Source organism: Myxococcus sp. CA056, from assembly GCF_013336715.1.
In the GTDB taxonomy this organism is placed as follows: domain Bacteria; phylum Myxococcota; class Myxococcia; order Myxococcales; family Myxococcaceae; genus Myxococcus; species Myxococcus llanfairpwllgwyngyllgogerychwyrndrobwllllantysiliogogogochensis.
This window is the reverse complement of record NZ_JABUMT010000022.1, coordinates 141681-164413: the sequence shown is the minus strand read 5'-3', so window position 1 is coordinate 164413 and position 22733 is coordinate 141681. Positions and strand designations below refer to the sequence as shown.

Sequence of the window (22733 nt, the reverse complement as noted above, 5' to 3'; positions counted from 1 at the left end):
AGGAGAGAATCTTCACCTTGTCCCCGCGCCGCGAGACGAAGACGAAGAGGTGGCCGGCGTAGAGACTCTCCTTCCACTCCGCGCGCACTATCGCCGCCAACCCATCGATGCTGTTACGCATGTCCACCGGCTCACGTGCCAGAAGGATTCGCACCGCCCGGGGCAACAGCAGCATCAGCCGAGCACCGCCACGAGATGCGCGAGGTACTCCGCCTGCGTGCCCTCCGGGAAACGCAGGAGCACTCCTCGCGTCAGCGCCACCTCGAGCATCAGCCCTTCCCGCGTCCGTGGCACGGGGGACGCGACCACCTCCACGGGAAGGAAAATCGCCCGTGGTCTGCCTGTCGATTCGGACCTCCGTCCCAGCGTGGACCTCGGCTTCTTGTACAGCTTGTACTGGAAGGCGCTGAGCGAGACCTCGTGCCTGTCCGCGAACTCCTTCTGAGTCAGCCCGCTCGCCTTGAACTCTTCCACCAACTGCTTCCACTCATCCGGATTGGGTCGTCGCATGCCGGAGTGAACCGGCGAATCCACCCCGGTTCAGGACGCCGGCCGTCGGTCGCGTACCTTCGCCCGCCCAGGAACTCTACGGACTCAGCGCCTCGCTCACTCGCCTTGACGCAATGCCGAATGTGGCCTTGCCACCCAATGCTGCTGCAACCGGGTTTCTAGTAGGTGCAGCCGTAAATGACCAAGTACGAGCCACGGGACAGGTTGTCCACCAGCTTGTTGTGGACGGACTCTCTGGTGAAATAGTCCAGTTGAGTCGCGGATGGCCCAAACACATCGTAAACGGTGTGACTCTGCTCAAACATGCGAAGTGTTGCCCCCCGTGCGATGAGCTCCGCCAGAGTGTACTGGAGTGTTGACCGTTAGCCGGACAATCACCCCGCAGATTTCTGCGTTAGGGGCGTACGGCACCATAAATTTCCCCCGACGCAGGGACAATTCCGACGCGAGTGAGATCAGAGTATCTCCAGCGTCCGACGTTCCTCAGCCAGGGATCCGTTGCACGCGTGGCGGGCGGGACGCCGTTCCGTTGAGGTCTCCACGATCTCACGCGCGTGGGAGGAGCGCCTGCAAGGAGTATTCATGTTTATGAGAGGTGTCGTGCTTGCTGTAGGATGTATTGCCCTTGTGCCCGGGTGCGCCGAGCTGCCCGATGAGACGCAGGAAGTCGAAGGAATGGTCTACGTCGGTCGGGACGCCGAGGCGGCCCCGGCTGTGACACATGAGATGCCTGAAACTGGCGGCACTAACGGGGCGCTGTACGCGACTTCCTTCGCCACGCGGTTCCAATACCAGGGCGATCTCGGCTGGTGGGGCAGTAACGGCGGCTACAGTCCGGACGCCGTCACAGGCCGCATGGTCAGCGGTGACTTCAATGGCGATGGCCGTGACGACATTGCCCTGCTCTACAGGTACGGGGCGGCCTCGAGCCGCGTGCACGTCCTGCTCTCGAAGGGGGCCTCGTTTCAGTACCAGGGCGATCTCGGCTGGTGGGGCAGTAACGGCGGCTACAGCGCAGACGCCGTCACGGGCCGCATGGTCAGCGGTGACTTCAATGGCGATGGCCGTGACGACATCGCCCTTCTCTACGGGTACGGCGCCGCCTCGAGCCGTGTGCATGTCCTGCTCTCGACAGGGGCCTCGTTCCAGTACCAGGGCGATCTCGGCTGGTGGGGCAGTAACGGCGGCTACAGCGCAGACGCCGTCACGGGCCGCATGGTCAGCGGTGACTTCAATGGCGATGGCCGCGACGACATTGCCCTGCTCTACAGGTACGGGGCGGCCTCGAGCCGCGTGCATGTCTTGCTCTCGAAGGGGGCCTCGTTTCAGTACCAGGGCGATCTCGGCTGGTGGGGCAGTGACGGTGGTTACAGCCCGGACGCCGTCACGGGCCGCATGGTCAGCGGTGACTTCAATGGCGATGGCCGCGACGACATTGCCCTGCTCTACAGGTACGGAGCGGCCTCGAGCCGCGTGCATGTCTTGCTCTCGAAGGGGGCCTCGTTTCAGTACCAGGGCGATCTCGGCTGGTGGGGCAGTGACGGAGGCTACAGCCCGGACGCCGTCACGGGCCGCATGGTCAGCGGTGACTTCAATGGTGATGGCCGCGACGACATTGCCCTGCTCTACAGGTACGGGGCGGCCTCGAGCCGTGCGCATGTCTTGCTCTCGAAGGGGGCCTCGTTTCAGTACCAGGGCGATCTCGGCTGGTGGGGCAGTGACGGCGGCTACAGCGCAGACGCCGTCACGGGCCGTATGGTCAGCGGCGACGCCGATGGCGATGGCCGTGACGACATTGCCCTGCTCTACAGGTACGGCCCCAGTTGGAGCCGCGTCCACGTGCTTTTGGCACGGTAGGCTGGCAGTCATCTCCTAAGCAGGCACCGAATGGAAAAGTGGGTGGATTAGGGGCTGTCCCTGATTAATGCAGCCAGAGAAGCATGGACGCGACGTGCAGGACGGCGAGGTAACAGGTCGCCGTCTTGTCGTAACGGGTGGCGGCGGCGCGAAAGCGCCTGAGGTCGTGGCAGAAGCACTCCACCTGGTAGTGCAGCCGGTAGAGGGTGCGGTCCAAGGATCTCCCTGTACCAGGGAAGATGTCGCCTCGGCAGACATGCCGAGCTGATGACGCCCTTCGCGTGCCTCGCTCCCTCGCATTGACAGACTGCTGAATGTGGCTTTGGCGCGCTCGTCCCGCAGCGCCCGAATTTTTGGGTAGGCACGGGCGTTGGCGTTGCCCTGCCGACCATTACTCAGCTCCGCCAAGTTGCTGCCTTTATGGAGCGACACCGCCACGTCATCCTCGGTCCCCTTCGACATCTTCTTGCCGCAGGCAACTTTCTCTGGTGCACGCTCGTGCTCGAGGTCAGCGATCACCGTGTGGATGGAGAACAGGTATCGCCGTAGGTCACTGGAGACGTCGCCTCGGGCTCCCCAGGGGAAGATTGGGCGTACGCGCCCCTCGTGGAGAAGTGGGGCGGGAGCAGAAGCAGCAAGGGCGCGTGTCGGCGGGCGCGCTTGGCAGCTCCTGCCTCGCCTCTTGGTCCACGCCGTCCCGCCCGTTGCTGCTGGACCATTCACCCGCTCAGCTCTCCTTCGGGAGGGAGAACGCTCCGCCCAGGCCGGTCGTCCCTCTTCGGCTTCCTAACGAGAAGAAGCGGCTCAATCAGCTCCAACTGTTCGTCGGTCAGGTCCACCGGTCAGCTTCGAGCATGTCCATCCCTCTCATGTCGATGAGCTCCCCAGCTTCCGCTCCCAGACTTGCTCGCTCAATTTCGAGACCAGTTCTATGGTGTTCGCTCCAATACTCATTCGGCGCCACACCCACCACCCGCCCGTGATCGAGGTCCATGAGCCTTCCATTCGTCGTCCTCGGCTCGATGCTGTTGACTGCGCCGCTTCTGGCTCAGAGCACCCCAGCTCCTGCCGCATCCGCACGACTTCCCGATGTCGCATTGCCACCTGCGCTGGACCGCGTGCTGCGCGACTACGAGCGTGCATGGCGCGCAGGCGACGCGGCCGCACTGGCCTCGCTGTTCGCGGAGGATGGGTTCGTACTCCAGAGCAATCGCCCGCCTGTCCGTGGTCGTGCGGCCATCCGGGCCGCCTATGAGGGGCAAGGAGGCGGTCTATTGCAGCTACGTGCGCTCGCGTTTGCCACCGAAGGCACGAGCGGCTACATCATCGGCGCATACGGTTATGGCAACAGAGCCGACGACACGGGAAAATTCACCCTCACCCTGCGTCGTGCACCCGGTGGGCCGTGGCTGATCGTCTCGGACATGGACAACGCGAACGCACCGCCACGGCAGCGGTAAAGCCACGCCGCCCCTATGTCAGGGAAGGTGTCTCCTCGGTCTGCGGAGCGGAGAGCCGAGAGCGCCCTCTGCAGCACCGCGAGGCAGAATCACTTGGGACTCAGGGGCTTCGTCACGAAGGCCCCGCGATTTTCATCGAGAGGCCCGAGAAAAACAAAAAGGCCCCGCCAGAAACTGGCAGGGCCTTCGTTCTTCAGCTCCCCGACGAGGACTCGAACCTCGGACCTAGTGATTAACAGTCACCCGCTCTACCGGCTGAGCTATCGGGGAATATGTCCTCGCTGTGGTAACGGCGCCGCAGCGATGACGCGCTTTCTAGAGAACGGAGCCCCCTCTGTCAACTGTCCCGTTTGATCCGCTCTCCCGGCTCCAGGGGCCACCCTGGTCCGCCCTCGATGGGCTCGCCTCCGTTTCATCCGAGGCCATCTCCCTCGTGCTCGCCGGCTCCCCCGCTGAGCGCGTCGTGGATCGGACCCTCCGTGCTCATCGCTCCCTCTCCCGCGACCAGCGCCAGGCCCTCAAGGAAGCCATCTTCAACGTCGGCCTCTGGCGCCGCCGCCTCGCCTTCCTCCTCGACCAGGACGACGCTCCACCCCCGCTCCTCCTCTTCGCCTTCCTCCATGGCCTCGCCCACGTCCCCGCTCCCGAGGCCGCCTCGCTCGCCGGGGTAGGGGAGGGCGTCCCCACCCTGAACCCCTCGCCGCCCCCCTCGCTCGCCCTCCGCTACTCCCTCCCGGATTGGCTCGCTGACCACTTCTCCCGTGAACTCGGCCCCGACGCCGACGCCTTCTGCGCCCACCTCAACGTCCCCGGGCCCATCACCCTCCGGGTCAATCCACTCCGCTCCTCCCGCGAGGAACTCGCCGAGCGCCTCCGCTCCGAGGGCGTCTCCACCCACCCGGGCCCTTGGAGCCCGCTCGCCCTCCACATCGACGGGCCCCGGCCCAACCTCTACGCGCTGCCCTCCCTCCAGGAAGGCCGCTTCGAGGTCCAGGACGAGGGCAGCCAGCTCCTCGGCCTCCTCCTGGAGGCCCTCCCCGGCGAAACCGTGGTCGACCTGTGCGCGGGCGCCGGGGGCAAGACGCTCCAGCTCGGCGCCGCGATGCGCGACTCCGGCCGCCTCTTCGCCCATGACCCGGACCCGGAGAGGCTCGACCGACTCCTCCAGCGCTCCTCCCGCGCCGGCCTCACCCGCGTCCACGTCCTCCGGACCCCTCCCACCCCGGGCCTCGGCGCCGACCGCGTCCTCGTGGACGCTCCCTGCTCGGAGTTGGGCTCCCTCCGCCGCGGCCCTGACCAACGCTTTCGCATCACCCCCGACGCCCTTGCCCACTTCCCACCGCTCCAGCTCGACATCCTCCAGCGCGGCGCGGACCTGGTGCGCCCGGGCGGACGGCTCGTCTACGCCACCTGCACCGTGAACCGCGCCGAGAACGAGGACGTCGTCTCCGCCTTCCTCGCGGCTCGGCCCGACTATCGCCTCATCCGTCCCGGCGCGGGGTGGCTCTCCGACGCCTGTCTTCGCGACGGCTTCCTCTTCGTCGCCCCTCACAGCCACGGCACCGACGCGTTCTTCGCTGCCGTCCTGGAGCGCTCGGCCGGGTAGGGGAGGGGGCTTCGAGCGACCGCAGTGTCCGTGTTCCGACGTCCGGGAGTACTCAACGCTCCCGGCTCGAATCCGGATGCCCGCCGTCCCCCCGGTGCTATGAAGCGCCCGTGCGTTGGCTCAAGCCCCTCCCGCTCCGCCCCCGCGACACCGTCCACGTCGTCGCTCCCTCCGGGCCCTTCGACCGCCCCCTCTTCGACGTCGGCCTCGCCGTCATCGCCGAGCGCTACTCCCCGGTCCTCCGCCCCGACCTCGGCTCCGCTTACCGCTACCTCGCCGGCGACGACTCGCGCCGCGCCGAAGAGCTCTCCCACGCCCTGCTCGACTCCTCCGCCCGCGCCATCTTCTGCGCCCGCGGTGGCTACGGCAGCGCCCGGCTCCTCCCGCGCCTTCCCCTCGCCGACGCCGCGCCGAGCCTCTTCACCGGCTTCTCCGACCTCACCTCCGTCCACGCCGCCCTCCAGGTCCTCGGCCGGGTCTCCATCCACGGGCCCGTCCTCACCCAGCTCGGCAAGCAGCCTCCCGAGGTCCGCGACTACTTCTTCCGCCTCCTCGAGTCCCCCGAGGCTCCGCCCCCCCTGACAGGCACCGCCACCTACGTCCCCGGCACCGCCGAGGGCCACCTCGTCGGCGGCAACCTCTCCGTCTTCGCCACCCTCCTGGGCACCCCGTACCTGCCGCCCCTCGAGGGCGCCGTGCTCCTCCTCGAGGACGTCACCGAGCGCCCCTACCGCCTCGACCGCATGTGGACCCAGCTGCGCCTCGCCGGCGTCTTCTCCCGCGTGCGCGGCATCGTCCTCGGCGACTTCACCGCCTGCGAGGAGCGGGGCACCGACTACACCAGCGGCGACGTCCTCAGAGACCTCGCTCGCGAGTCGGGCGTCCCCTGCGCGGCGGGCTTCCCCATCGGCCACGGTGCCCTCAACTACCCCGTGGCTCTCGGCACGCATGTCCGCCTGGACGCGGACTCGGCCCGGCTCACATTCCTCGAAGGAGCCGTGCGCGCATGAGCGCCCCTCCTGAACAACACCCCATCGCCGTCCTCCAGACACTGCTCGACGAGGCCGTGGGCATCGGCGTCTTCCCCGCCGCCCAGGCCGTCGTCCTCCACCGGGGCGTCCAGGTCTTCGGCGGCGTCGCGGGAAAAGTCTCTGGCGACACGCGCTTCGACCTCGCCTCGCTCACGAAGGTCCTCAGCACCACCGCCCTGTTCCTCCGACTGTGGACCGAAGGCAAGGTGGGGCCCGATACCCTCGTGTCCCGCTACTTTCCTGGCTCGCCCGTCGGCGACGCGGGCGCCACCGTCGCGGATCTGCTCTACCACCGCTCCGGCCTGCCTCCCTTCGTCCCGTTCTTCGCCCAGGCACTCACCGCCCACCCCGAGCTGCTCGACGCCACCTGTCCCTCCGCCGCGCGCTCCCGCGTCCGCGACGAGGTCCTCCAGGCCGCCGCCTCCACGCCGCTCGCCGCCGCGCCTCGCACTCGCACCGCTTACAGCGACGTGGGCTTCATCCTCCTCGGCGAGATTCTCTCCCGCGCCGCCAGCGCCCCGCTCGACACGCTCTTCTCCCGCCATGTCGCCGAGCCGCTCGGCCTCTCCGCCCGCTTCCACCGGCTCACCGACTTCCCCGCCGACGCCATGCCCGCACCCACCGGCGCCACGCGCCCCCGCGAGCCCGCGCCCGGTCAGGAGTCGCTGTGGAAGGACGTGCCCACTCAACCCACGCGTCCCGGTGAAGTCGATGACGACAACGCCTGGGTGATGGACGGCGTCGCCGGACACGCGGGCCTCTTCGGCACCGCCGTGGACGTGGCCCGCTTCGGTCAGGCCGTGCTCGATGGCTGCGCGGGGACGAGCCCCGTGATTGCGCCAGCCCCGCTCTGGCACCGCGCGCTCGCCACGGATGCGCTCGTGCAAGGCAGCACGCGCTCCATGGGCTTCGACTCACCGTCCCAAGTGGGATCCAGCGCGGGCCGCTTCGTGGGCGACTCACCTCCGGGCGCCGTCGGGCACCTGGGCTTCACCGGAACGAGTCTCTGGGTGGACCTGCGTCGCTCGCTGGTGGTGGCGCTTGTCACCAACCGCGTGGCGCTCGGCCGCCAGGAGCTGCGCATCCGCGACTTCCGACCCGTCTTCCATGACTTCGTCGTGGAGGCGCTCGGCCTCACCGCCATCTCGCAGGGAACGCATGGCTGACGACAACGGTAACGTCCTCGACACCCTCGAGCCCGGCAGCGTCCGCCGCGTCCACCTGGTGGGCGTGGCGGGCACCGGCATGGGCTCCTTCGCTGGAATGCTCAAGGCCGCCGGCTACGAAGTCACCGGCAGCGACGAGAATGTCTACCCACCGATGAGCGACATGCTCAAGGCGTGGGGCATCCCCGCCGCCTCGCCCTACCGCCCGGAGAACCTGGACGACGCGAAGCCGGACCTTGTCATCATCGGCAACGTCATCCGCCGCGTGAATCCCGAGGCCACCGCCGTCCGCGAGCGCGGCATCAAGCAGATGAGCTTCCCCGCCGCCCTGGGCTCGCTCTTCCTCGCCCGCTCGCACTCCGTCGTCGTCGCCGGCACCCACGGCAAGACGACGACGTCCTCCATGATGGCCCACGTCCTCGTCGAGGCCGGCAAGGACCCGTCCTTCCTCGTGGGCGGCGTCACCCAGAACTACTCGGGCAACTACCGCGTCGGCAAAGGCCCGCACTTCGTCGTCGAGGGCGACGAGTACGACACCGCCTACTGGGACAAGGGCTCCAAGTTCCTCCACTACCGCCCACGCACCGCCATCCTCACCAGCGTGGAGTTCGACCACGCGGACATCTTCCGCGACTTGCCCCACTACGAGGCGACGTTCGAGAAGTTCGTCCGGCTCATCCCCGCGGACGGGCAGCTCATCGTCTGCGCCGCGTACCCCAACGCCGTGAAGCTCGCGCGCGAGGGCTGCCAGGGCCGCGTCGTCACGTACGTCGCGAAGGAGGGTGCGGACGCGGACTACGTCCCTCGCGAGGTCTCCTTCGGTGCCAACGGCGCGCGCTTCCAGGTGGTGGAGCGCGGCACGGTGCTCGGCACGGTGGAGCTGCCCATGGGCGGCCTGCACAACGTGGAGAACGCGCTGAGTGTCATCGCCGCCGCGCGCGGGCTGGGCCTGTCCTTCGACGAAATCGCCAAGGGCCTGTCCACGTTCCGGGGCGTGAAGCGGCGGCAGGAGCCTCGCGGCGAGCCGAATGGAATCCTCGTGGTGGACGACTTCGCGCACCACCCGACGGCCGTGCGAGAGACCATCGACGCCATCCACCATCGCTACCCGGAGCGTCGGCTGTGGGCCATCTTCGAGCCCCGCTCCAACACCAGCCGCCGCAACATCCACCAGGAGGACTACGCCCACGCCTTCACCGGCGCGGCCCGCGCCAGCCTCAAGGTGCCCGAGCGGCATGACAAGGTGCCCGTCGGCGAGGAGCTCGACGTGCGCAAGCTGGTGGCGGACCTCCAGGCCCAGGGAATCGCGGCCGAGGGCTCCACCGACGTGCAGGCCATGGTGGACCTGGTGGCGCGCGAGTCTCGCCCCGGTGACGTGCTGCTCGTGATGAGCAACGGCGCCTTCGGTGGGTTCATCGAGAAGCTGCTCGTGGCCTTGAAGGCCCGCTCGGGGGAGACTGCCTGACATGCGCCTCCCGCTCACCGTCCTCCTGGGTGTCCTGTCCATCACGGGCTGTGCTCGCAGCAGCACGATGCCGCCCCTCACGCCCGCCGTGCCCGGGGGCCCCGAGGAGCAGGGCACGCAGGTCTCCGCCACGCAGCCGCTCGTCTTCCAGGTGAAGCGCTACCCCGGTGGCGAGCTGTATGACCTCGTGAGCGACAGGGGCAGCGTGGTGCTGGTCGACGTGTGGGCCACCTGGTGCGAGCCCTGTCGGGACGCGCTGCCCTTCTACGAGAACCTCGTGCGCGAGTACGGCGCCAAGGGCCTCAAGGTCTACGCGCTCAACGTGGACGAGGACGCGCGCGCGATTGAGCCGTTCCTGAAGGAAGTGAAGGTGGGCCTGCCCGTCCTCGTTGACGAGAACGCCCGCGTGGCCGAGCGCACGCTGAAGGTGCGCGGCATGCCCACGACGTACTTCATCGACAAGCGCGGCGTGGTGCGCCACGTCCACGAGGGCTTCAACGAGGAGTTCCTCACCAAGTACCAGTCGGAAATCGAAGCGCTGCTGGCCGAGCCCGCGCCGTAGCCCGCCCAGGAGACGTCATGGCTGACACCGCCCCGGAGACTCCCGCCGAGCTGCGCCGCACCGCGGAGGAGGGGGCTCGGCTCGCGGGCCGCATCCTCGCCGACCGCTTCCCGGGCGAGCGCATCATCGAGCTCAAGGGTGGCATCGACCTGGTGACGGACGCGGACCGCGCGTCGGAGGAGGCGCTGCTCGCCTTCCTGCGCGAGCGTCACCCCACCCACGCCATCCTCGCGGAGGAGAGCGGCGCGACGGCGGGCACGGATGGCCTGCGCTGGCTGGTGGATCCGCTCGACGGCACCACCAACTACGCCCACCGCGTGCCGCACTTCTGCGTCAGCGTCGCCGTGGAGGGCCCTGGCGGCGTGCTGGCCGGCGCCGTGTATGACCCGATGCTGGATGAGCTGTTCTCCGCCGCGCGAGGGGAGGGCGCCACGCTCAATGGCCGCCCGCTGCGCGCCAGCACCGTGGACAGGCTGGACAGGGCGCTGTTGTGCACGGGCTTTCCCTACGACGTCCGCGAGAAGCCGGAGGGGCCGGTGGGCCTCTTCACCCGCTTCGTCCTGCGCGCTCAGGGCATGCGTCGCACGGGCAGCGCGGCCATGGACCTGGCCTATGTGGCCGCAGGTCGCTTCGATGGCTTCTTCGAGTTCGGCCTCAAGCCCTGGGATATCGCCGCGGGCTCGCTGCTCGTGGAGGAGGCCGGAGGCGTCATCCGCCATGTCACGGGCGCACCGTTCAGCGTGATGCGCGGTGACGTCATCGCCTCCGCGCCCGCGCTGGCTCCGGTGCTGCTCTCCGAGGCCCGGCACTTCATCGACGAGCTGGGCTGGACACCGCGCCCCTAGAAGAAGCTCTCCGGCACGAAGACGATGTCGCCGGGCTGGAGCATGAAGTTCTTCTCGCGCCCCACGCCGATGTCCTCGACGGGCACTCGAATCTTCCGCTCCAGGCCGTCCACCACGCGCGTCACCAGCGTGTTGTTCTTCGCCGCCAGCTTGGTGAAGCCGCCCGCGAGGGTAATCGCCTGGACGATGGACATCTCTCCATCCACCGGGAAGGTGCCGGGCTTCTGCACTTCGCCGAAGACGAAGACCTTGTGCGAGTTGTACTCGCGGATCAGCACCGACACCTGCGGCCGGCGCACGTAGCGCGCAAGGCACTCGCGCAGCGTGTCCGCCGCGGTGCTGGGGGTCGTCCCGCGCAGCGGCACCTTGCCGCACAGCGGGTAGTCGATGGTGCCCTCGGGTGACAGGCGCCACGTCCCGGAGTGCTCGGGCTCCTGGAAGACACGCACCTCCACCACATCCCCGGGCCCCAGCGTGCCGCCGCCGGAGCGGGCCTCACCCGCCTCGGCCGCTGGCGTGGGCGTGGGGGGCGGAGGACGCTGCGCCGAGCCGAAGCACGCGGACAGCGCTCCCGACAGGAGCAGGGCGAGACAGAGGCGGAGCGTTCTCATCCGGGAGGAGACCTCGTGGGCGGGGAAGCTTCCCCGGCGCGGCGGGGGCTCAGTACGTCACCGAGAGGCGAGCATACCCCTCGTGGCGCGTGTAGTTCAGGCCGCCGCCATCCACGGAGGACGAGCGGTTGCTCAGCATGTAGCCCGCGGCGCCGGTGAGCCACGGACGGAACTGGTACTCGGGCCCCGCGTCCACCGTCACCACCGTGTCGCCGCGGTTGCCGGAGAAGCTCAGGAAGTCGACCATGCCCATTGCGTGCAAGGTCAGCTTGCCGCCCAGCAACGCGCGCGCCTCGGCGGAGACCCGGTCGTCCCGGAACATGCCGTAGGCCGCCACCGGCTCCAGCATGCGCAGGTAGCCGCCCTTGAACGTCAGCGTGGGGCTGAACAGGTAGGTGCCGTCGAGCTGGCCGAGCACCGTCCCGCCGCCCGCCTCCCCGAAGTTCTGCCCCCAGCCCACCTTCGCTGTCACCGCGACCTTGGGCGACACGAGGCCCGCCACGCCGATCAACGCGCGCAAAAGCGTGGCGTTGGGGCCCCCGTCGTTGAAGTAGCGGCGCACGTCCACGCCGGTGTCGAGCACCAGCGCCGTCTTCGGCAGGAAGCGCCAGCGGCTCTCCAGGCCCAGGTGCAGGTTGCCGTAGTTGAAGCGGTCCGCGCCGACGGGGTCGCACACGCCTTCGCCGCAGTCCGCCGGCGCCGAAGCGCCCAGCGGCTCGAAGAACTCCACCGCGTAGGCCACGCCCGGAGTCACCTCCACCGCGCCGCCACCCGGCCGCCACGGGGCCTTCACCTTGGCCTCGTTGTAGAGGCTGAGGATGCCCGCGCCGATGGCCGCCGTGCGCGTCCGGTCCGAGCGCGTGAACTGGTCCGACAGCTCCAGCGACAGCGGCGCCTCCGGGTTGATGCGCGCCAGCAGGTCCGCTGCGCCCTCCATGTGCGAGGCCGCGTTCGAGCCCTGCGTCATCAGGCCCGTGAAGAGCACGTAGTCCAGGTTGGCGTTGAGGTTGAACGCCAGCCGGGGAGAGGGGATGTCCAGCCGGAAGCCCGGCCGGAAGTGCATCGCCAGCTCACCCGACAGGTCCGGCGACACGCCACCGGGGAACTCCTGGCCCTCGCGGCCGAAGTAGCCCACGCCGCTGTCCAGGCGCGTCTCCAGCTCGAAGTACGGATGCAGCCGGCCGTTGCCGACCTTGAAGCCGTTGCCACCCGTGGGCGGCGCGGAGATGCCGTCCTGAGCCATGGCCACGGTGACAGGCGCCATCAGCGCCAGCCCGCAGACCGTGCCCCAGAATGTCCCTCTCAGCGTCATGGCTCGCAGTGGCTTCCCAGGGAGAGGGCGTACTCACTCCCACCTTTCATGCGGACGGCCTGGGGCGTCATAGCACGCGCGATTTCAGGGGCCGAAGAATTGTTCGACACGGGACTTGGACTCGCCCGGAGGGCCGGAGGGCGCACGGGACTAGTTGATGGGGCTCGCGGGAGGCGGGCGCACGAGGATGTCGTCGGGAGGAGGCGGGCGCGTGGGGTCACCGCCAGGCAGGTTCTCCGGCTCCTCCACCTCGATGAAGAGGTTCTCGTCGGTGCGGAAGGCGAGCTGACCGATGCACTCCTCGGCCTCCGAGCGCAGCTGGCCGACCTTCTGCCGGGCGATCATCACCTTGGTGTATTCGTGCTCGCTGGTGGAGACCTCGCGCCGGGTGAGGGACTCCTGGAGCGACACGTCCGCCTGCTCGGAGATGCGCAGCAGGCCCTTGATTTGCGTGAGCTTCTCGTTGGCGCAGTTGAGCTTCACCACGTCCTTGGTGCGGCGCGCTTCTTCCACCTTGCCGAGCACCTGGCGAAGCACGTCTCGCATGACACTCAAGGCCTGGGTGCTGCGCTCCAGCTTCTGCGAGTCAGGCACTTCACTCGCCTTCTCCAGCGTGGTGGTGGCGGCGGGTGACCGGGGCGAGGGCACCGGTCCCTGCGCGACGGCCACGCCCGTGGCGACGATCACAGCGACCATTCCGACAGTGCGCATACGCCTCTCGGCTCTCCCGGCCCTTCCCATTGCAACAAAGCGTAGAAGGCGGGGGGTGGGGTGTCAACGCGACGAACCCCCAGTTATTCAGTGGTTACTGGAGAGGCGGGCATTGGCCTCACGCAGTCGAGCAGCCAGGCTTCGGGCGATATTGACGACGACGAAGGTGAAGCCGTCGGCGTACTCGTTGCGGAAGGCGCGCAAGTCCCCAGCGGTGAGCTGGAGCAGGTGGGCCTGCGTTCGCGCGCGCACGGTGGCGGAGCGGTAGTCCTTGTCGATGAGGCCCATCTCCCCGAAGAACTCGGGAGGTGACAGCACGGCCAGGGTGCGCGGCAACCCATCCGTGCCGTTCCGGGCCACTTCCACCTGGCCTTCGACGACGAGGAAGAGGCTGTCGCCCAAATCCCCTTCATGGAAGATGACCTCGCCGGGGACGCAGTGGCGCGTCCGGGCCAGCTCCGCCAGACGGTCCAGCTCCACGGGAGAGAGCATCTCGAACAGCGGTGAGGCGGCGATGACGGCCAGCTTCTCCATGGTCCCCTCGGAGCCCGCGCTGGGTACACCGGCGCCGGAGCCTACCCCGTCGGCGAGAAGACGAAGGGGTAGGAAACGGTGGCGGCGGACTCGGGTTTGAACGGGAACACCCAGCCGCGGATGGCGGCGCGGATGCAACTGGCCACCGCCTCGCTGCCGAGGGTGTTCTCGTCGATTTCGAAGTCCCCCACTCGGCCGGACGGGGTGATGGAGAAGCGCACCACCACCTTGCCCTTGAGGTTGGGGTTTCGCTTGAGCTCCTTCTCGTAGCAGCTCTGGATGGCGCCCTTGCGCGCGCGGACGTAGCGGGCGAGCGCGTCGCGGTCCACGTCGGAGCTGTCGACGTCCGGCGTCGCGTCCTGCACGCGGCCCTTCACTTCGACTTCCTTCTTCGTGCCCAGGTCCACCTTGCCGCCGCCCTGGGTGCCCAGCTCGCCGATGCCCGTCACGGTGCCGGTGCCACCGCCGCGCGGGCCGTTGCCCTTGCCGACGGAGGCCTCGTTGGCCACGCCCACGCCGCCAGCGCCCTGGAGCGCGGCGACGATGTCGCTGCCACCGCTGGCGCTGCCCAGCACGTCCTGGAACGCGCCGGTGCCGGAGCCCTTGGAGCCGAGCATCTTCAACAGGCCCTTGTCGGAGACCTTCTTCACCATCTCCGCGTGGCGCTCGGCGGCGGCGGCCGCGGGCTTCTCCGACGCGGGCTTGTCCGCGCCGTCCTTCGGCTCGGGGGGCTTGACGTCTTCCTTCGGCGTCTCTGCGGGGCCCGGCGTGGCGGGCTTCGCGGTCTCGATGGGGCGCTGGGGGATGATGGCGCGCACGAAGCGGTCATCGAGCTGATCCAACGCCAGCTCCTGCTCCTTGGGGGCCTCCGCGGAGAGGATGATGGCGGCGCCGGAGAAGTGGACGAGCAGCGAGGCGGCGAGGATGCCGAAGAAGACGCGGTCCATCGTCTTCCAGCGGCTGACGCGGATGTCCGAGGGCATCACCGGACGCGCTTCCTCGGCCTTGGGCGCGACGAACTGGAAGAAGAGGGTGGCGTCGCCCAGCTCCACCTTGCCGCGCGCGGTCTCCTGGAGGGGGAGGACGTAGAGGTCGCCCCGGCGCGAGGCGAGCCCCTGGGAGCGCAGGGCGTCGAAGTCCACGTCGGAGGAGCCGAGGTTGACGCGACCCTTCATGAACTCGTTGATGACGAGCAGGAACTGGTGGCCCTGGTTCTCGAACACGCTGAAGCGCGCGGGCCTGTCGTCCGAGGCGGGCAGGACGATGGTGTTGCGCGCGTCATGGCCGATGGTGACGCTCTCGCGCCGGACGTGGTGCTCTTCGACAATCTGGCCGTTCTGGATGAGGCCGACGCGGAGCAGCTTGGAAGGTGACGGGGCGGCCATGGCCTAGAAGGGCTCCTGCTCGACGCTCTTCTCGACCTTGGGCACGAAGCTCTCCGTGCGGTTGAGGTCGTCGAAGCTCAGGTTGGAGCGGGGGAGGATGTAGAAAGCCTGGGGCTTCTGGATGCGGCCCTCGACGGTGAGCGCGTCCAGGCGGATGACCTTGCGAGGCGCCTTCTTCGCGGGCGCCGCTTCGCTGCTCGACGCGGCTCCGCCAGTGCCGGGCGCGGCGGACTTGCCAGCGTCCTGTGCGAGCACGGGCGCGGCGGTGAGGAGCACGAAGAGGGCGAAGGTGGCGCGCATGGCGGTCCTAGTTCTTGTCGGTGGCCAGCTTACCCGAGCCGCTCTTCGAGGGCGCGGTGCCGGAAGCGGGCTCGGGCTGGGACACCGGCGCGGGGGGCGGAGTTCCCTCCGAGGGTGCTCCGACGTGCGCGGAAGGTGCTGGGGTGGGGGCCGGCGGAGTGGGCACTGCTCCGGGGTTCTCGGAGCCTGATGGATCGGTCTGCTCGGGTGGGCTGGCCGGAGCGGATGCGCCCTGCACGGGCGGCGTCGAAGTGGAGGCCGTTCCCTTGTCCGCGGGGGCGGCCTGCGCGGGTGGGGCGGTGGTCGGCGCGTTGTTCTCGGCGGCCTGTTTCGCCTGCTCGCGCTGGGCCTTCTCCTGCTCCGCGGCCTTGCGGAGCTGGTCCTTGCGCTCGCGCTCCAGGCGGCGCTCCTCGCGCTCGATGCTCTTGCGCGCGTCCTTCGTGTACTGGGGGATGCGGTTGTCGCGACCGCCCTGGGCTTCGTAGCGCTCGAAGTAGGTGAGGGCCGTCTTGTACCGCTGGATGGGGTCGACCCCCGGGGGCTCCACGTCGAGGAACAGGATGGCGAGGTTGAAGAACGGGTCGGGCTGACCGGGGAGCAGCACGAGCACCTGCTCGTACTCGGCCTTGGCGCGCTCGAACTCCCCCTGTCCCCGGTAGGCATTGCCCAGGTTGAGGCGCGCGGCGGCGAAGTCGGGAGCGGCTCTCACCGCCGCTTCGAGCTCGGTGACGGCGGCCGGGTAGTCCTGGGCCTCGTTGAGCAGCGCGCCGAAGTTGTTGCGTGCCTCGGCGAAGTCGGGCCGGAGCTTCGCGGCCTCCTTGAACTCCTCCAGGGCCTGCGGGCCCACCTTCAGCGCCAGGTACACCAGCCCCAGCGCATTGCGTGTGGCCGCGTCGCCGGGCGCGATGTCCCGCGCGTTCTCCAGCACCATGCGCGCCAGCTCGTGTTTGCCCTCGCGGTAGTACACCTGCGCGAGCACCTGCATGGCGCGAGTGTGCCGCTCATCGAACTTGAGGGCCTGCTTCGCCTCGGTGGCCGCGGGCCCCAGCTTCTTCTGCTGGAGCAGGGTGATGGCCAGCGCCGTGTGCAGTGGCGCCGAGTCCTGCTTCGTCTCCACCAACCCGCGCAGCTCCGTCTCCAGCGCCGCGGAGCGGCCCGTGCGTCCGTACAGGCGCGCAAGGCAGTCCCACGCGGACTCCTGCTCGGGAGCCACCGCGAGCGCCTGACGATACGAGCGCTCCGCGTCCTCGTGCCGCCCCAGCCGCTCCTGGACGATGCCGAGGTTCGTCCACGCGTAGTCGAGCTTCGGGTTCTGCGTCACCAGCGCGCGTAGCGCCGTCTCCGCCGCCGTCAGCTCGCCGGCCCGCGCAATCGCCACGGCCTGCTCGAAGTCCTGCGCCGCGCTGCGGGGCGGAGGCGCGACGACGGTGGGGACGGGCGCGGCCTTCGAGTCCGCGTCGGCTGTTGCCTCGACGGGTGCCTTGGCTGTGGGGCGCGTCTCCGGGCCGGAGGCACACGCGGACAGCCACAGGCCCGAGGACAGGAACAGCGCGGTGAGGGCGGAGGCCCCCGGCGTGCGTGGAGAGAAGCTCACGGCTTGGCTCCCCCGGTGATGCGGCTCTCGTCCGCCGACGCGGGGCGGGCGGGCCCGCTCACGCTGCCAATGAGCCCGTCCGGATAAGCGGCGTCGGACGCGAGCGCCTGCTTGGGCTCCTTGAGCACCGGGTACTCCTTGGGCCGGAAGCGGTTGAGGGACTCCAGCGTGCGCCGCGTCCACTCGTTGGAGACGCGATTCTTGCGAGCCTCCGCCAGGGCGACGGCGTAGCTCTCCACCGCCGCGTCCTCCAGCTCCGCCGTGTTCTGCGCGAGCAGGTCCTGGTACGTCACCACCGCGTCCTCACCCAGCCGCTTCACGTCGGGCGGCACGGGCGTTTCGATGATGGTGTTGGCGAAGCGCTCCAGCGCGTAGCCGGAGCGGTAGGCCGCCGCGAGGGACCATTCGAGCTGCTTGTACGGATAGACGCGCGAGTATGCGTCCTTCACCGTCTTCACCGCCGCGCGCTTCACCGCGAAGCTGCGCACCAGGGCCTTGCCCCAGCCGCCAATCTTCAGCTTGTCGAACCTTTGCAGCTCCGCCTCCGCCAACTGGAAGCGTCCATACGCCGCCGCGTTCGCCGCGAGGGGATGGGTGTCCGGCTTGAGCTTGCGTCGGTCGAACTCGCTCGCCGCCTGGGTGTACGCGCGCTGGGCTTCCTTCTCGTCGCCGAGCTTCTGGTGCGCGTCACCCATGCGTCGGTGCGCGTCCACCACCAGCTCCACCTGGCCGGGCTTGTTGGCGAACTTGCGCACGAACTCCTGGAGCGCGCGGACCTCTCCGCGAGGGTCGCCCTGCTTCTCCAGCAGGATGGCCGCGCGGTACTGGTTCTTCGGCGCGTCCTCGGCGGCGGGGAACAGCTCCGCGTAGCGCAGGAACGTCGCCGCGGACTCCGCGTAGCGCTGCTGGCCTTCGAGTAGTCGACCGGTGTTGAAGAGCGCCGCCTCCCGGTCCTTCGACGCGGGGTAGTCCTTCACCAGCTTCTGGTAGCTGACGACGGCCTTGTCGAAGTCGTAGGACTTCTCCGCGTTCACCGCCACGCGGAACAGCGCCGCGTCCGCGAGCGGGGAGGACGGGTACTCGCGATAGATGCGCTCGTAGAGCTTCATCGCGGAGTCGAAGCGCCGGGTGTTCTCGTGCGCGACGGCGGCGTTGTTGAGGGCCTTGTCCGCGAACTCGTGCCGGGGCTCCTCGTCGACGAGCTGGATGTACTTGCGCGCGGCCTCCTCGTGCTTGCCCTCGGCCAGGAGCTGGTCCGCGAGCTTGAAGCGGCCCGCGAGCTTGAACTTCACCAGTTGCTTGTGGAGGTCGCTGGTCGGGTCGATGACCTGCGTGTTGCTGGCCAGCCTCGCGCTGACCTCCTCCACGCTGCGCCAGTCCTTGTCGATGAGGAACGTCTCGACGGTGAGGTTGGTGGCGTAGCGGGCCACCTCGCTCTTGGGCCACGTCTGGATGATGCGCTCGAAGCGCTTGCGGGCCTCGGGGAAGTCGTCGTGCGCGTAGTACAGCTCCGCGGCCTTGTAGGCGATGCCCGCGGCCTTCGCGTCGCGCGGCAGGAGCGCCACGTACTTGTCGGAGGCCGACACCAGCTTCTGCTCGGTGGGCGTCAGTGGCACGGGCTTCACCGCCGAGCCCTCGGGCCGCTCGGTGGAGCGCAGCGGCTTGAGTTCCGGCGTCTTGCCGGACTGGATGTCCTTCGCGAGCAGCTGCTGCCAGGCGAGCACCGCGCTGTGCGCCGCCTCGTCGCGGTGCTTCTCGCTCACGCCGGTGTCGCGCACCAACTCGTAGCTCTTCGCGGCCTCGGCGAACTGGAAGGAGAAGTAGAGGCACTCCGCGTAATAGAAGCGCATCTCGCCCGCGCTCTTGCTGCGCGGGAAGCGCTCCAGGTACGTGCCGTAGGCGCGCGCGGCGGTGGCGAAGCCCGTGCTGGCCTGCTCGAACTTGCCCTCCTTCTTGAACACCAGCGCCTGCTGGTGGTGGAAGGTGGCGCTCGTATAGAGGCTCTTCTCGACGAGCGTGTTGGCTCGCGAGAGCGCGTCGGGGTCTCCCTGGTTCTTCGCGTACCAGGCCGTGCCGGGTTGATAGAGGCTGGCGAGCCGCTCCGACTCCGTGAAGGACTCCGCGAGCAGCCGGTCTCGCTCGTAGGCCAGGGCGATGCGCTGCTGGAGCTCCGGCGCGTCCGGCGCCATGGGTTCCTGCTGGAGCACGCGCTGATAGGCCGCGATGGCTGCGGGGTGGTTCGTCTGGTCGAAGTAGACGTTGCCCAGCCGGCGGTAGACGTCCGCCTCGTAGGGCTTGGGGCCACGCTTCGCGAAGAGGGCCTGGGCGCGAGGCAGTCCGCCCCACGTCTCGTCCGCCAGCGAGATGGCCACGTACTGGAGGGCCTCGTCGCGCAGGTCTCCGCCAGCCTCGGCCTCGCCCTTCGCGACGCGCTGGGCTTCGTAGAAGTCCACCAGCGTGAGGAAGGACTCCACCGCTTCGTCGAAGCGGTCCATCCGGTAGTACGTCCAGCCCAGCTTGTAGAGGGCCTTGTCGTAGAGCGGATGCAGCGTGTCGCGGGCGGCGGCCTCGAAGGCCTGCGCGGAGCGGGGCAGGGCCTGCGGGTCCTTGTAGTTGTCGAACCAGTACTCGCCGATGCGGACCCACGCCTCGGTGGCGAAGCGGCTTCGCGGATAGCGGGCGATGAGCTGCTGGTAGGTGCGGAAGCTCTCGTCGACCTGCTCCTGCTCTTCCAGGCAGTAGCCCAACAGGTACCAGGCGCCGTCGTTGAGGCGGTAGGTGGGGTAGTCCTTCAAGAGCCGGCGGTACAGCGCGATGGAGTCCCCGTAGTCCTTCTTCGGCTCCACGGGGAAGGCCGAGTCGGGGTTCTTGTCGTGGGCCTCCAGCCGGTCTCGGTACTCCTTCATCGCCAGCTGATGCTCGTCCTGCGAGCGCTCGTAATAGAGCTCCGCCAGACGGAACATCACGTCCGGCGTGTAGCGCGGCTCCTGCGGGTAGCGGCGGAGGAACTCCTCGAAGCGGACGATGGCCTCCATCCGCTCCTTGCGCTCCTGGGCCTCGAAGTCCCGGATGACCTTCTCGTACGAGGACGCGAGCGAGTCGCGCTTCTGCTCGTACTTGCGCTCCATCAGGAGCTGCACCTCGCGGCTGAACTCGCGAGACTCCTCGTCATACGTGCGCAGGGCGCGGCTGACGTCCTGGAGCAGCGCCTCTTCCTCGGGCGTGCGGCCCAGGCCCGTCAGGTAGCCCGCGGCCGGTGTCCCGGAGGGACTCTCCGCCTGGGCGGGGGAGGGGACTTGCGCGGCGGTGTCCGGCGCCTGGGCGGCGGCGGGCAGCGAGGCCACGGAGAGCAGCACCGCGAGCACGCGCCGCATCACCGTCCCTCCTCCGACAGCACGTCACGGAAGTCGGCGTCCAGCGCGCGCAGCGCCTCGGCCTTCTGCGCGGACACCTTCTGGATGTTCGTCGTCTTGTCCTGCTTCTCGGTGAAGGCCACGTCCACCACGCCCACGTCCGCCTTGAGCACCAGGTCGTAGAACTGCCGACGCACGCGCCGGATGCTGTCGTAGGCGATGCGGCCCACCAACTGCTTCGCGTTGCCGGACACCGCGGCGACCTCGGCCTCGTAGCGCTCCAGCAAGTGCTGCTCGGCCAGCACCTTCGCGCGGATGCGCTGTCCTCGCTGGTCCACCTGGGTCCGCAGCGCGGCCTGGGCCTCCGCCACGCGCTTGCGCAGCGCCTCGCCTCGCTCCCGCACCTGATGCGAGTGCGTCAGCACCGCAGTGGGAGACTGTCGACGCTCCGCTTCACTGAGCACCTCGTGCTCGGAGCGCAGCGCCGCCGCGTAGCGGCCACGAATGGCCTGTTCCCCGGAGAGGGACGCCGCCGCGCTGTTGCGCTCATCCGCGAGCCGCCCGCGCGTCCGGTCCAGCTCCAACTGGAGATCATTCAACGTCTGGACCTCGGCCTGGAGCTGCACCAGGAACTCTTGTTCCTCGTCGGGTGGCGTCTGGCGAAGCAGCCGCGTGTCATCCACCCACTTGCGCACCGCCGAGGCGATGGCGTGCAGTCCCTGAATCTCCGTGCCCAGCCGGAAGGCCTCGCGGTCCACCGCGTCCACCCGGGTCTGCATGCGGCGCAGCCGCTCCTCCAGCCCCTTCTGGGTGGTGGGGAGCGTGGCGAAGCGGGCGGCCAGCGCATCGCGCTCGCGGCGCAGGGGCGCGAGTCGGTCCCGCTCCTGCGAGGTGAGCGACGGCTCCAGCGCGAGTCCCTCCACTTCCACCAGCGTCGACTCGGCGTGCGTAACGGCCGTCTCCACCGCGTCCGCGCGCGTGAAGCCCTCTTGCAGCTCCGGGAAGGTCTCCAGCTTCCGCGAGTCCAGCGCGCGAAGGATGCGGGCCGCCAGCTCGCGTGCGTCGACGGCGCCCTTCTTCCCGGTGTCGATGTCGCCCACCATCTTCACCGCGCGGCTTACCTCGCGCTCGGTGGAGGCGTACTTCAGGGCCAGGGGCGGCAACAGCGTGCGCACGTCCGGGACGGTGTCCGTGCGCGCCAGGAGCCGCTCGAAGTACGCGACGGGGTCCCGGTTGGCGTTCAAGAGGGCGTCCACCTTCTCGCGCACGGGGCGGAAGGTGCCGATGAGCTCGTCGTAGGAGGCGATGGCCTCGTCGTACCGCTTGAGCTTCTGGAGCAGGTGTCCCTGGAGGAGCTTCGCGTCGGGCGCGAGCCGCGAGTCGGGGGCGACGAGCAACAGGATGTCGACGGCGTTCTTCGCCTCCTGGTGGTTGCCCTTGCGCACCTGCGTCCACGCGATTTCGTAGAGCGACTCCGGAAAGGACTCGCTGTCCTGCGACACCTGGCCGTAGCGGTCCAACGCCTCGTCGAAGCGGCCTGCTTCGTACAGGAGCCGTCCCAGCGACATCAGCGACAGCTCGCGGATGCGCCGCGTGTCCGTGTCCGCCGTCGAGCGGGTGACGGGCTTGCCCGGCGTCGCGGCGGGCGCGGAGCCTCCCTCGTTCGACAGGGGCGTGAGGAGCTGCTGGAACTGGAGGATGGCCAGGGGCAGCTCGCCGGCCTGCATCGACAGCACCGCCATGTGGTAGCCGGCCTGGAGCTGATACGGGCCGCCATGGGCCTGGGCCAGCGGCGAGAAGGCCGAGCGCGCACGGGCGATTCGCTCGGCGGCGGGCAGGTCGGTGCGGCGGAAGAGCCACTTCGCCTGGACGTACTGCACGTCGGGCGGAAGCTGGCCGCCGAACAACGTGCGCGCCTGCTCGACGTAGGTCTCGACGTCGTCAAACAGGTTCAACCGTCCGGAGATGGCCAGGTAGCGCGTGAGCGCGTCACGGTGGCGCGCGGTCGGCGTGGGTTGCGACAACAGCTCGCGCAGGTAGAGCCGCGCGCCGATGTCGTTCTTCTGCTGGTACAGCGCATCCGCGAGGAAGTAGAGCGCGTCCGCGTAGCGCGGGTGGCTCCGGAACGCCGGGTCGCTCACCAGGTCGTAGAAGTGGACGGAGGCCGCGCTCCAGTCGCCGAGCAGGTACTGGATTTCCGCGTCGGAGTAGCGCCGCGAGCGGGCCTGCTCTTCATCGGGCTCCGGGCGCTGGCTGTACTGTGTCTCGACGAAGCGCAGGCTCTCCTCGGCGACCTGGAGCTGCTGCTCCACGGAGGACAGGCGCTGCTCCAGCTCCTGGGGAGTCGGAGGCGGCGGGGGAGTCTCGGCGGCAAAGGCGGAGGCGCCCCCCACGAGGCTGAGCGCGAGGGCGAGAGCGCGAAGCGACACGT

Annotated in this window: 20 protein-coding genes and 1 tRNA gene; 8 read left to right on the top strand and 13 right to left on the bottom strand. The window is 69.1% G+C overall.

Going from position 1 to position 22733, the window contains the following annotated elements:
• Together tnpB and HUA76_RS43090 are read right to left on the bottom strand one after the other, a co-directional pair.
• A partial coding sequence (gene tnpB / locus HUA76_RS46655) for an IS66 family insertion sequence element accessory protein TnpB (protein ID WP_217440930.1) occupies positions 1-175 on the bottom strand: 175 nt, incomplete at its 3' end.
• Positions 175-510 (bottom strand): IS66 family insertion sequence element accessory protein TnpB, encoded by a 336-nt coding sequence (locus HUA76_RS43090; protein WP_174464210.1) that lies wholly within the window; start codon positions 508-510, stop codon positions 175-177. The genes tnpB and HUA76_RS43090, both read right to left, overlap by 1 nt.
• 675 nt (positions 511-1185) lie before the next feature.
• On the opposite strand from HUA76_RS43090, the gene HUA76_RS43085 reads away from it, so the two are divergent.
• A complete protein-coding gene (locus HUA76_RS43085; protein WP_174464209.1) occupies positions 1186-2367 on the top strand; it encodes a VCBS repeat-containing protein in 1182 nt (393 codons plus the stop codon).
• 64 nt (positions 2368-2431) lie between these two features.
• Here the strand turns inward: HUA76_RS43085 and HUA76_RS43080 are convergent, their stop codons facing one another.
• Positions 2432-2584, bottom strand: a complete 153-nt coding sequence (locus HUA76_RS43080; protein ID WP_174464208.1) for a hypothetical protein — start codon at positions 2582-2584, stop codon at positions 2432-2434.
• A 775-nt stretch (positions 2585-3359) separates the two neighbouring features.
• Here HUA76_RS43080 and HUA76_RS43075 point away from each other — a divergent pair.
• Positions 3360-3827, top strand: coding sequence for an SgcJ/EcaC family oxidoreductase (locus HUA76_RS43075; RefSeq protein WP_217440909.1), 468 nt, complete (start codon positions 3360-3362; stop codon positions 3825-3827).
• A 197-nt stretch (positions 3828-4024) separates the two neighbouring features.
• Here the strand turns inward: HUA76_RS43075 and HUA76_RS43070 are convergent.
• Positions 4025-4097 (bottom strand) — tRNA-Asn (locus tag HUA76_RS43070).
• Positions 4098-4290: 193 nt separating this feature from the next.
• Between HUA76_RS43070 and HUA76_RS43065 the strand changes: the two genes are divergently transcribed.
• The 6 genes from HUA76_RS43065 to HUA76_RS43040 all read left to right on the top strand — a co-directional run bounded on the left by HUA76_RS43065 (position 4291) and on the right by HUA76_RS43040 (position 10502).
• Entirely contained in the window at positions 4291-5433 is a 1143-nt protein-coding gene (locus tag HUA76_RS43065; RefSeq protein WP_371823612.1) for an RsmB/NOP family class I SAM-dependent RNA methyltransferase, read from the top strand.
• A 110-nt stretch (positions 5434-5543) separates the two neighbouring features.
• Positions 5544-6443, top strand: a complete 900-nt coding sequence (locus HUA76_RS43060) for an LD-carboxypeptidase (protein WP_174464207.1) — start codon at positions 5544-5546, stop codon at positions 6441-6443.
• The gene (locus HUA76_RS43055) at positions 6440-7630 is read left to right on the top strand and encodes a serine hydrolase (RefSeq protein WP_174464206.1); all 1191 of its coding nucleotides are present in this window, start codon (positions 6440-6442) and stop codon (positions 7628-7630) included. The genes HUA76_RS43060 and HUA76_RS43055 overlap by 4 nt, the downstream gene beginning before the upstream one ends.
• On the top strand, positions 7623-9095 hold the full coding sequence (mpl, locus tag HUA76_RS43050) for a UDP-N-acetylmuramate:L-alanyl-gamma-D-glutamyl-meso-diaminopimelate ligase (RefSeq protein WP_174464205.1): 1473 nt from the start codon (positions 7623-7625) through the stop codon (positions 9093-9095). The genes HUA76_RS43055 and mpl overlap by 8 nt, the downstream gene beginning before the upstream one ends.
• A 1-nt stretch (position 9096) precedes the next feature.
• The gene (locus HUA76_RS43045) at positions 9097-9657 is read left to right on the top strand and encodes a TlpA disulfide reductase family protein (protein ID WP_174464204.1); all 561 of its coding nucleotides are present in this window, start codon (positions 9097-9099) and stop codon (positions 9655-9657) included.
• A gap of 17 nt (positions 9658-9674) precedes the next feature.
• A complete protein-coding gene (locus HUA76_RS43040; RefSeq protein WP_174464203.1) occupies positions 9675-10502 on the top strand; it encodes an inositol monophosphatase family protein in 828 nt (275 codons plus the stop codon).
• On the opposite strand, the gene HUA76_RS43035 is transcribed toward HUA76_RS43040, so the two are convergent.
• The 9 genes from HUA76_RS43035 to HUA76_RS42995 all read right to left on the bottom strand — a co-directional run bounded on the left by HUA76_RS43035 (position 10499) and on the right by HUA76_RS42995 (position 22731).
• Positions 10499-11113: a polysaccharide biosynthesis/export family protein gene (locus tag HUA76_RS43035; protein ID WP_174458513.1), complete on the bottom strand. Its 615-nt coding sequence runs from the start codon at positions 11111-11113 to the stop codon at positions 10499-10501. The genes HUA76_RS43040 and HUA76_RS43035 overlap by 4 nt on opposite strands.
• Positions 11114-11162: 49 nt before the next feature.
• On the bottom strand, positions 11163-12425 hold the full coding sequence (locus HUA76_RS43030; RefSeq protein ID WP_174464202.1) for a hypothetical protein: 1263 nt from the start codon (positions 12423-12425) through the stop codon (positions 11163-11165).
• Positions 12426-12575: 150 nt separating this feature from the next.
• Positions 12576-13121, bottom strand: coding sequence for a hypothetical protein (locus HUA76_RS43025; protein WP_254614861.1), 546 nt, complete (start codon positions 13119-13121; stop codon positions 12576-12578).
• A 102-nt stretch (positions 13122-13223) separates the two neighbouring features.
• On the bottom strand, positions 13224-13670 hold the full coding sequence (locus tag HUA76_RS43020) for a cyclic nucleotide-binding domain-containing protein (protein WP_174458516.1): 447 nt from the start codon (positions 13668-13670) through the stop codon (positions 13224-13226).
• A gap of 41 nt (positions 13671-13711) precedes the next feature.
• The gene (locus tag HUA76_RS43015) at positions 13712-15055 is read right to left on the bottom strand and encodes an AgmX/PglI C-terminal domain-containing protein (protein ID WP_174464201.1); all 1344 of its coding nucleotides are present in this window, start codon (positions 15053-15055) and stop codon (positions 13712-13714) included.
• Between the two features lie 3 nt (positions 15056-15058).
• Positions 15059-15355, bottom strand: coding sequence for a hypothetical protein (locus HUA76_RS43010; protein WP_174464200.1), 297 nt, complete (start codon positions 15353-15355; stop codon positions 15059-15061).
• Positions 15356-15362: 7 nt separating this feature from the next.
• Positions 15363-16949 (bottom strand): tetratricopeptide repeat protein, encoded by a 1587-nt coding sequence (locus HUA76_RS45940; protein WP_174464199.1) that lies wholly within the window; start codon positions 16947-16949, stop codon positions 15363-15365.
• Positions 16946-20323, bottom strand: coding sequence for a tetratricopeptide repeat protein (locus HUA76_RS43000; protein WP_174464198.1), 3378 nt, complete (start codon positions 20321-20323; stop codon positions 16946-16948). The genes HUA76_RS45940 and HUA76_RS43000 overlap by 4 nt, the downstream gene beginning before the upstream one ends.
• Complete coding sequence (locus HUA76_RS42995) at positions 20323-22731, bottom strand: tetratricopeptide repeat protein (protein WP_371823611.1); 2409 nt, start codon at positions 22729-22731, stop codon at positions 20323-20325. Before HUA76_RS42995 ends, HUA76_RS43000 begins: the two co-directional genes overlap by 1 nt.
• Positions 22732-22733 lie beyond the last annotated feature (2 nt).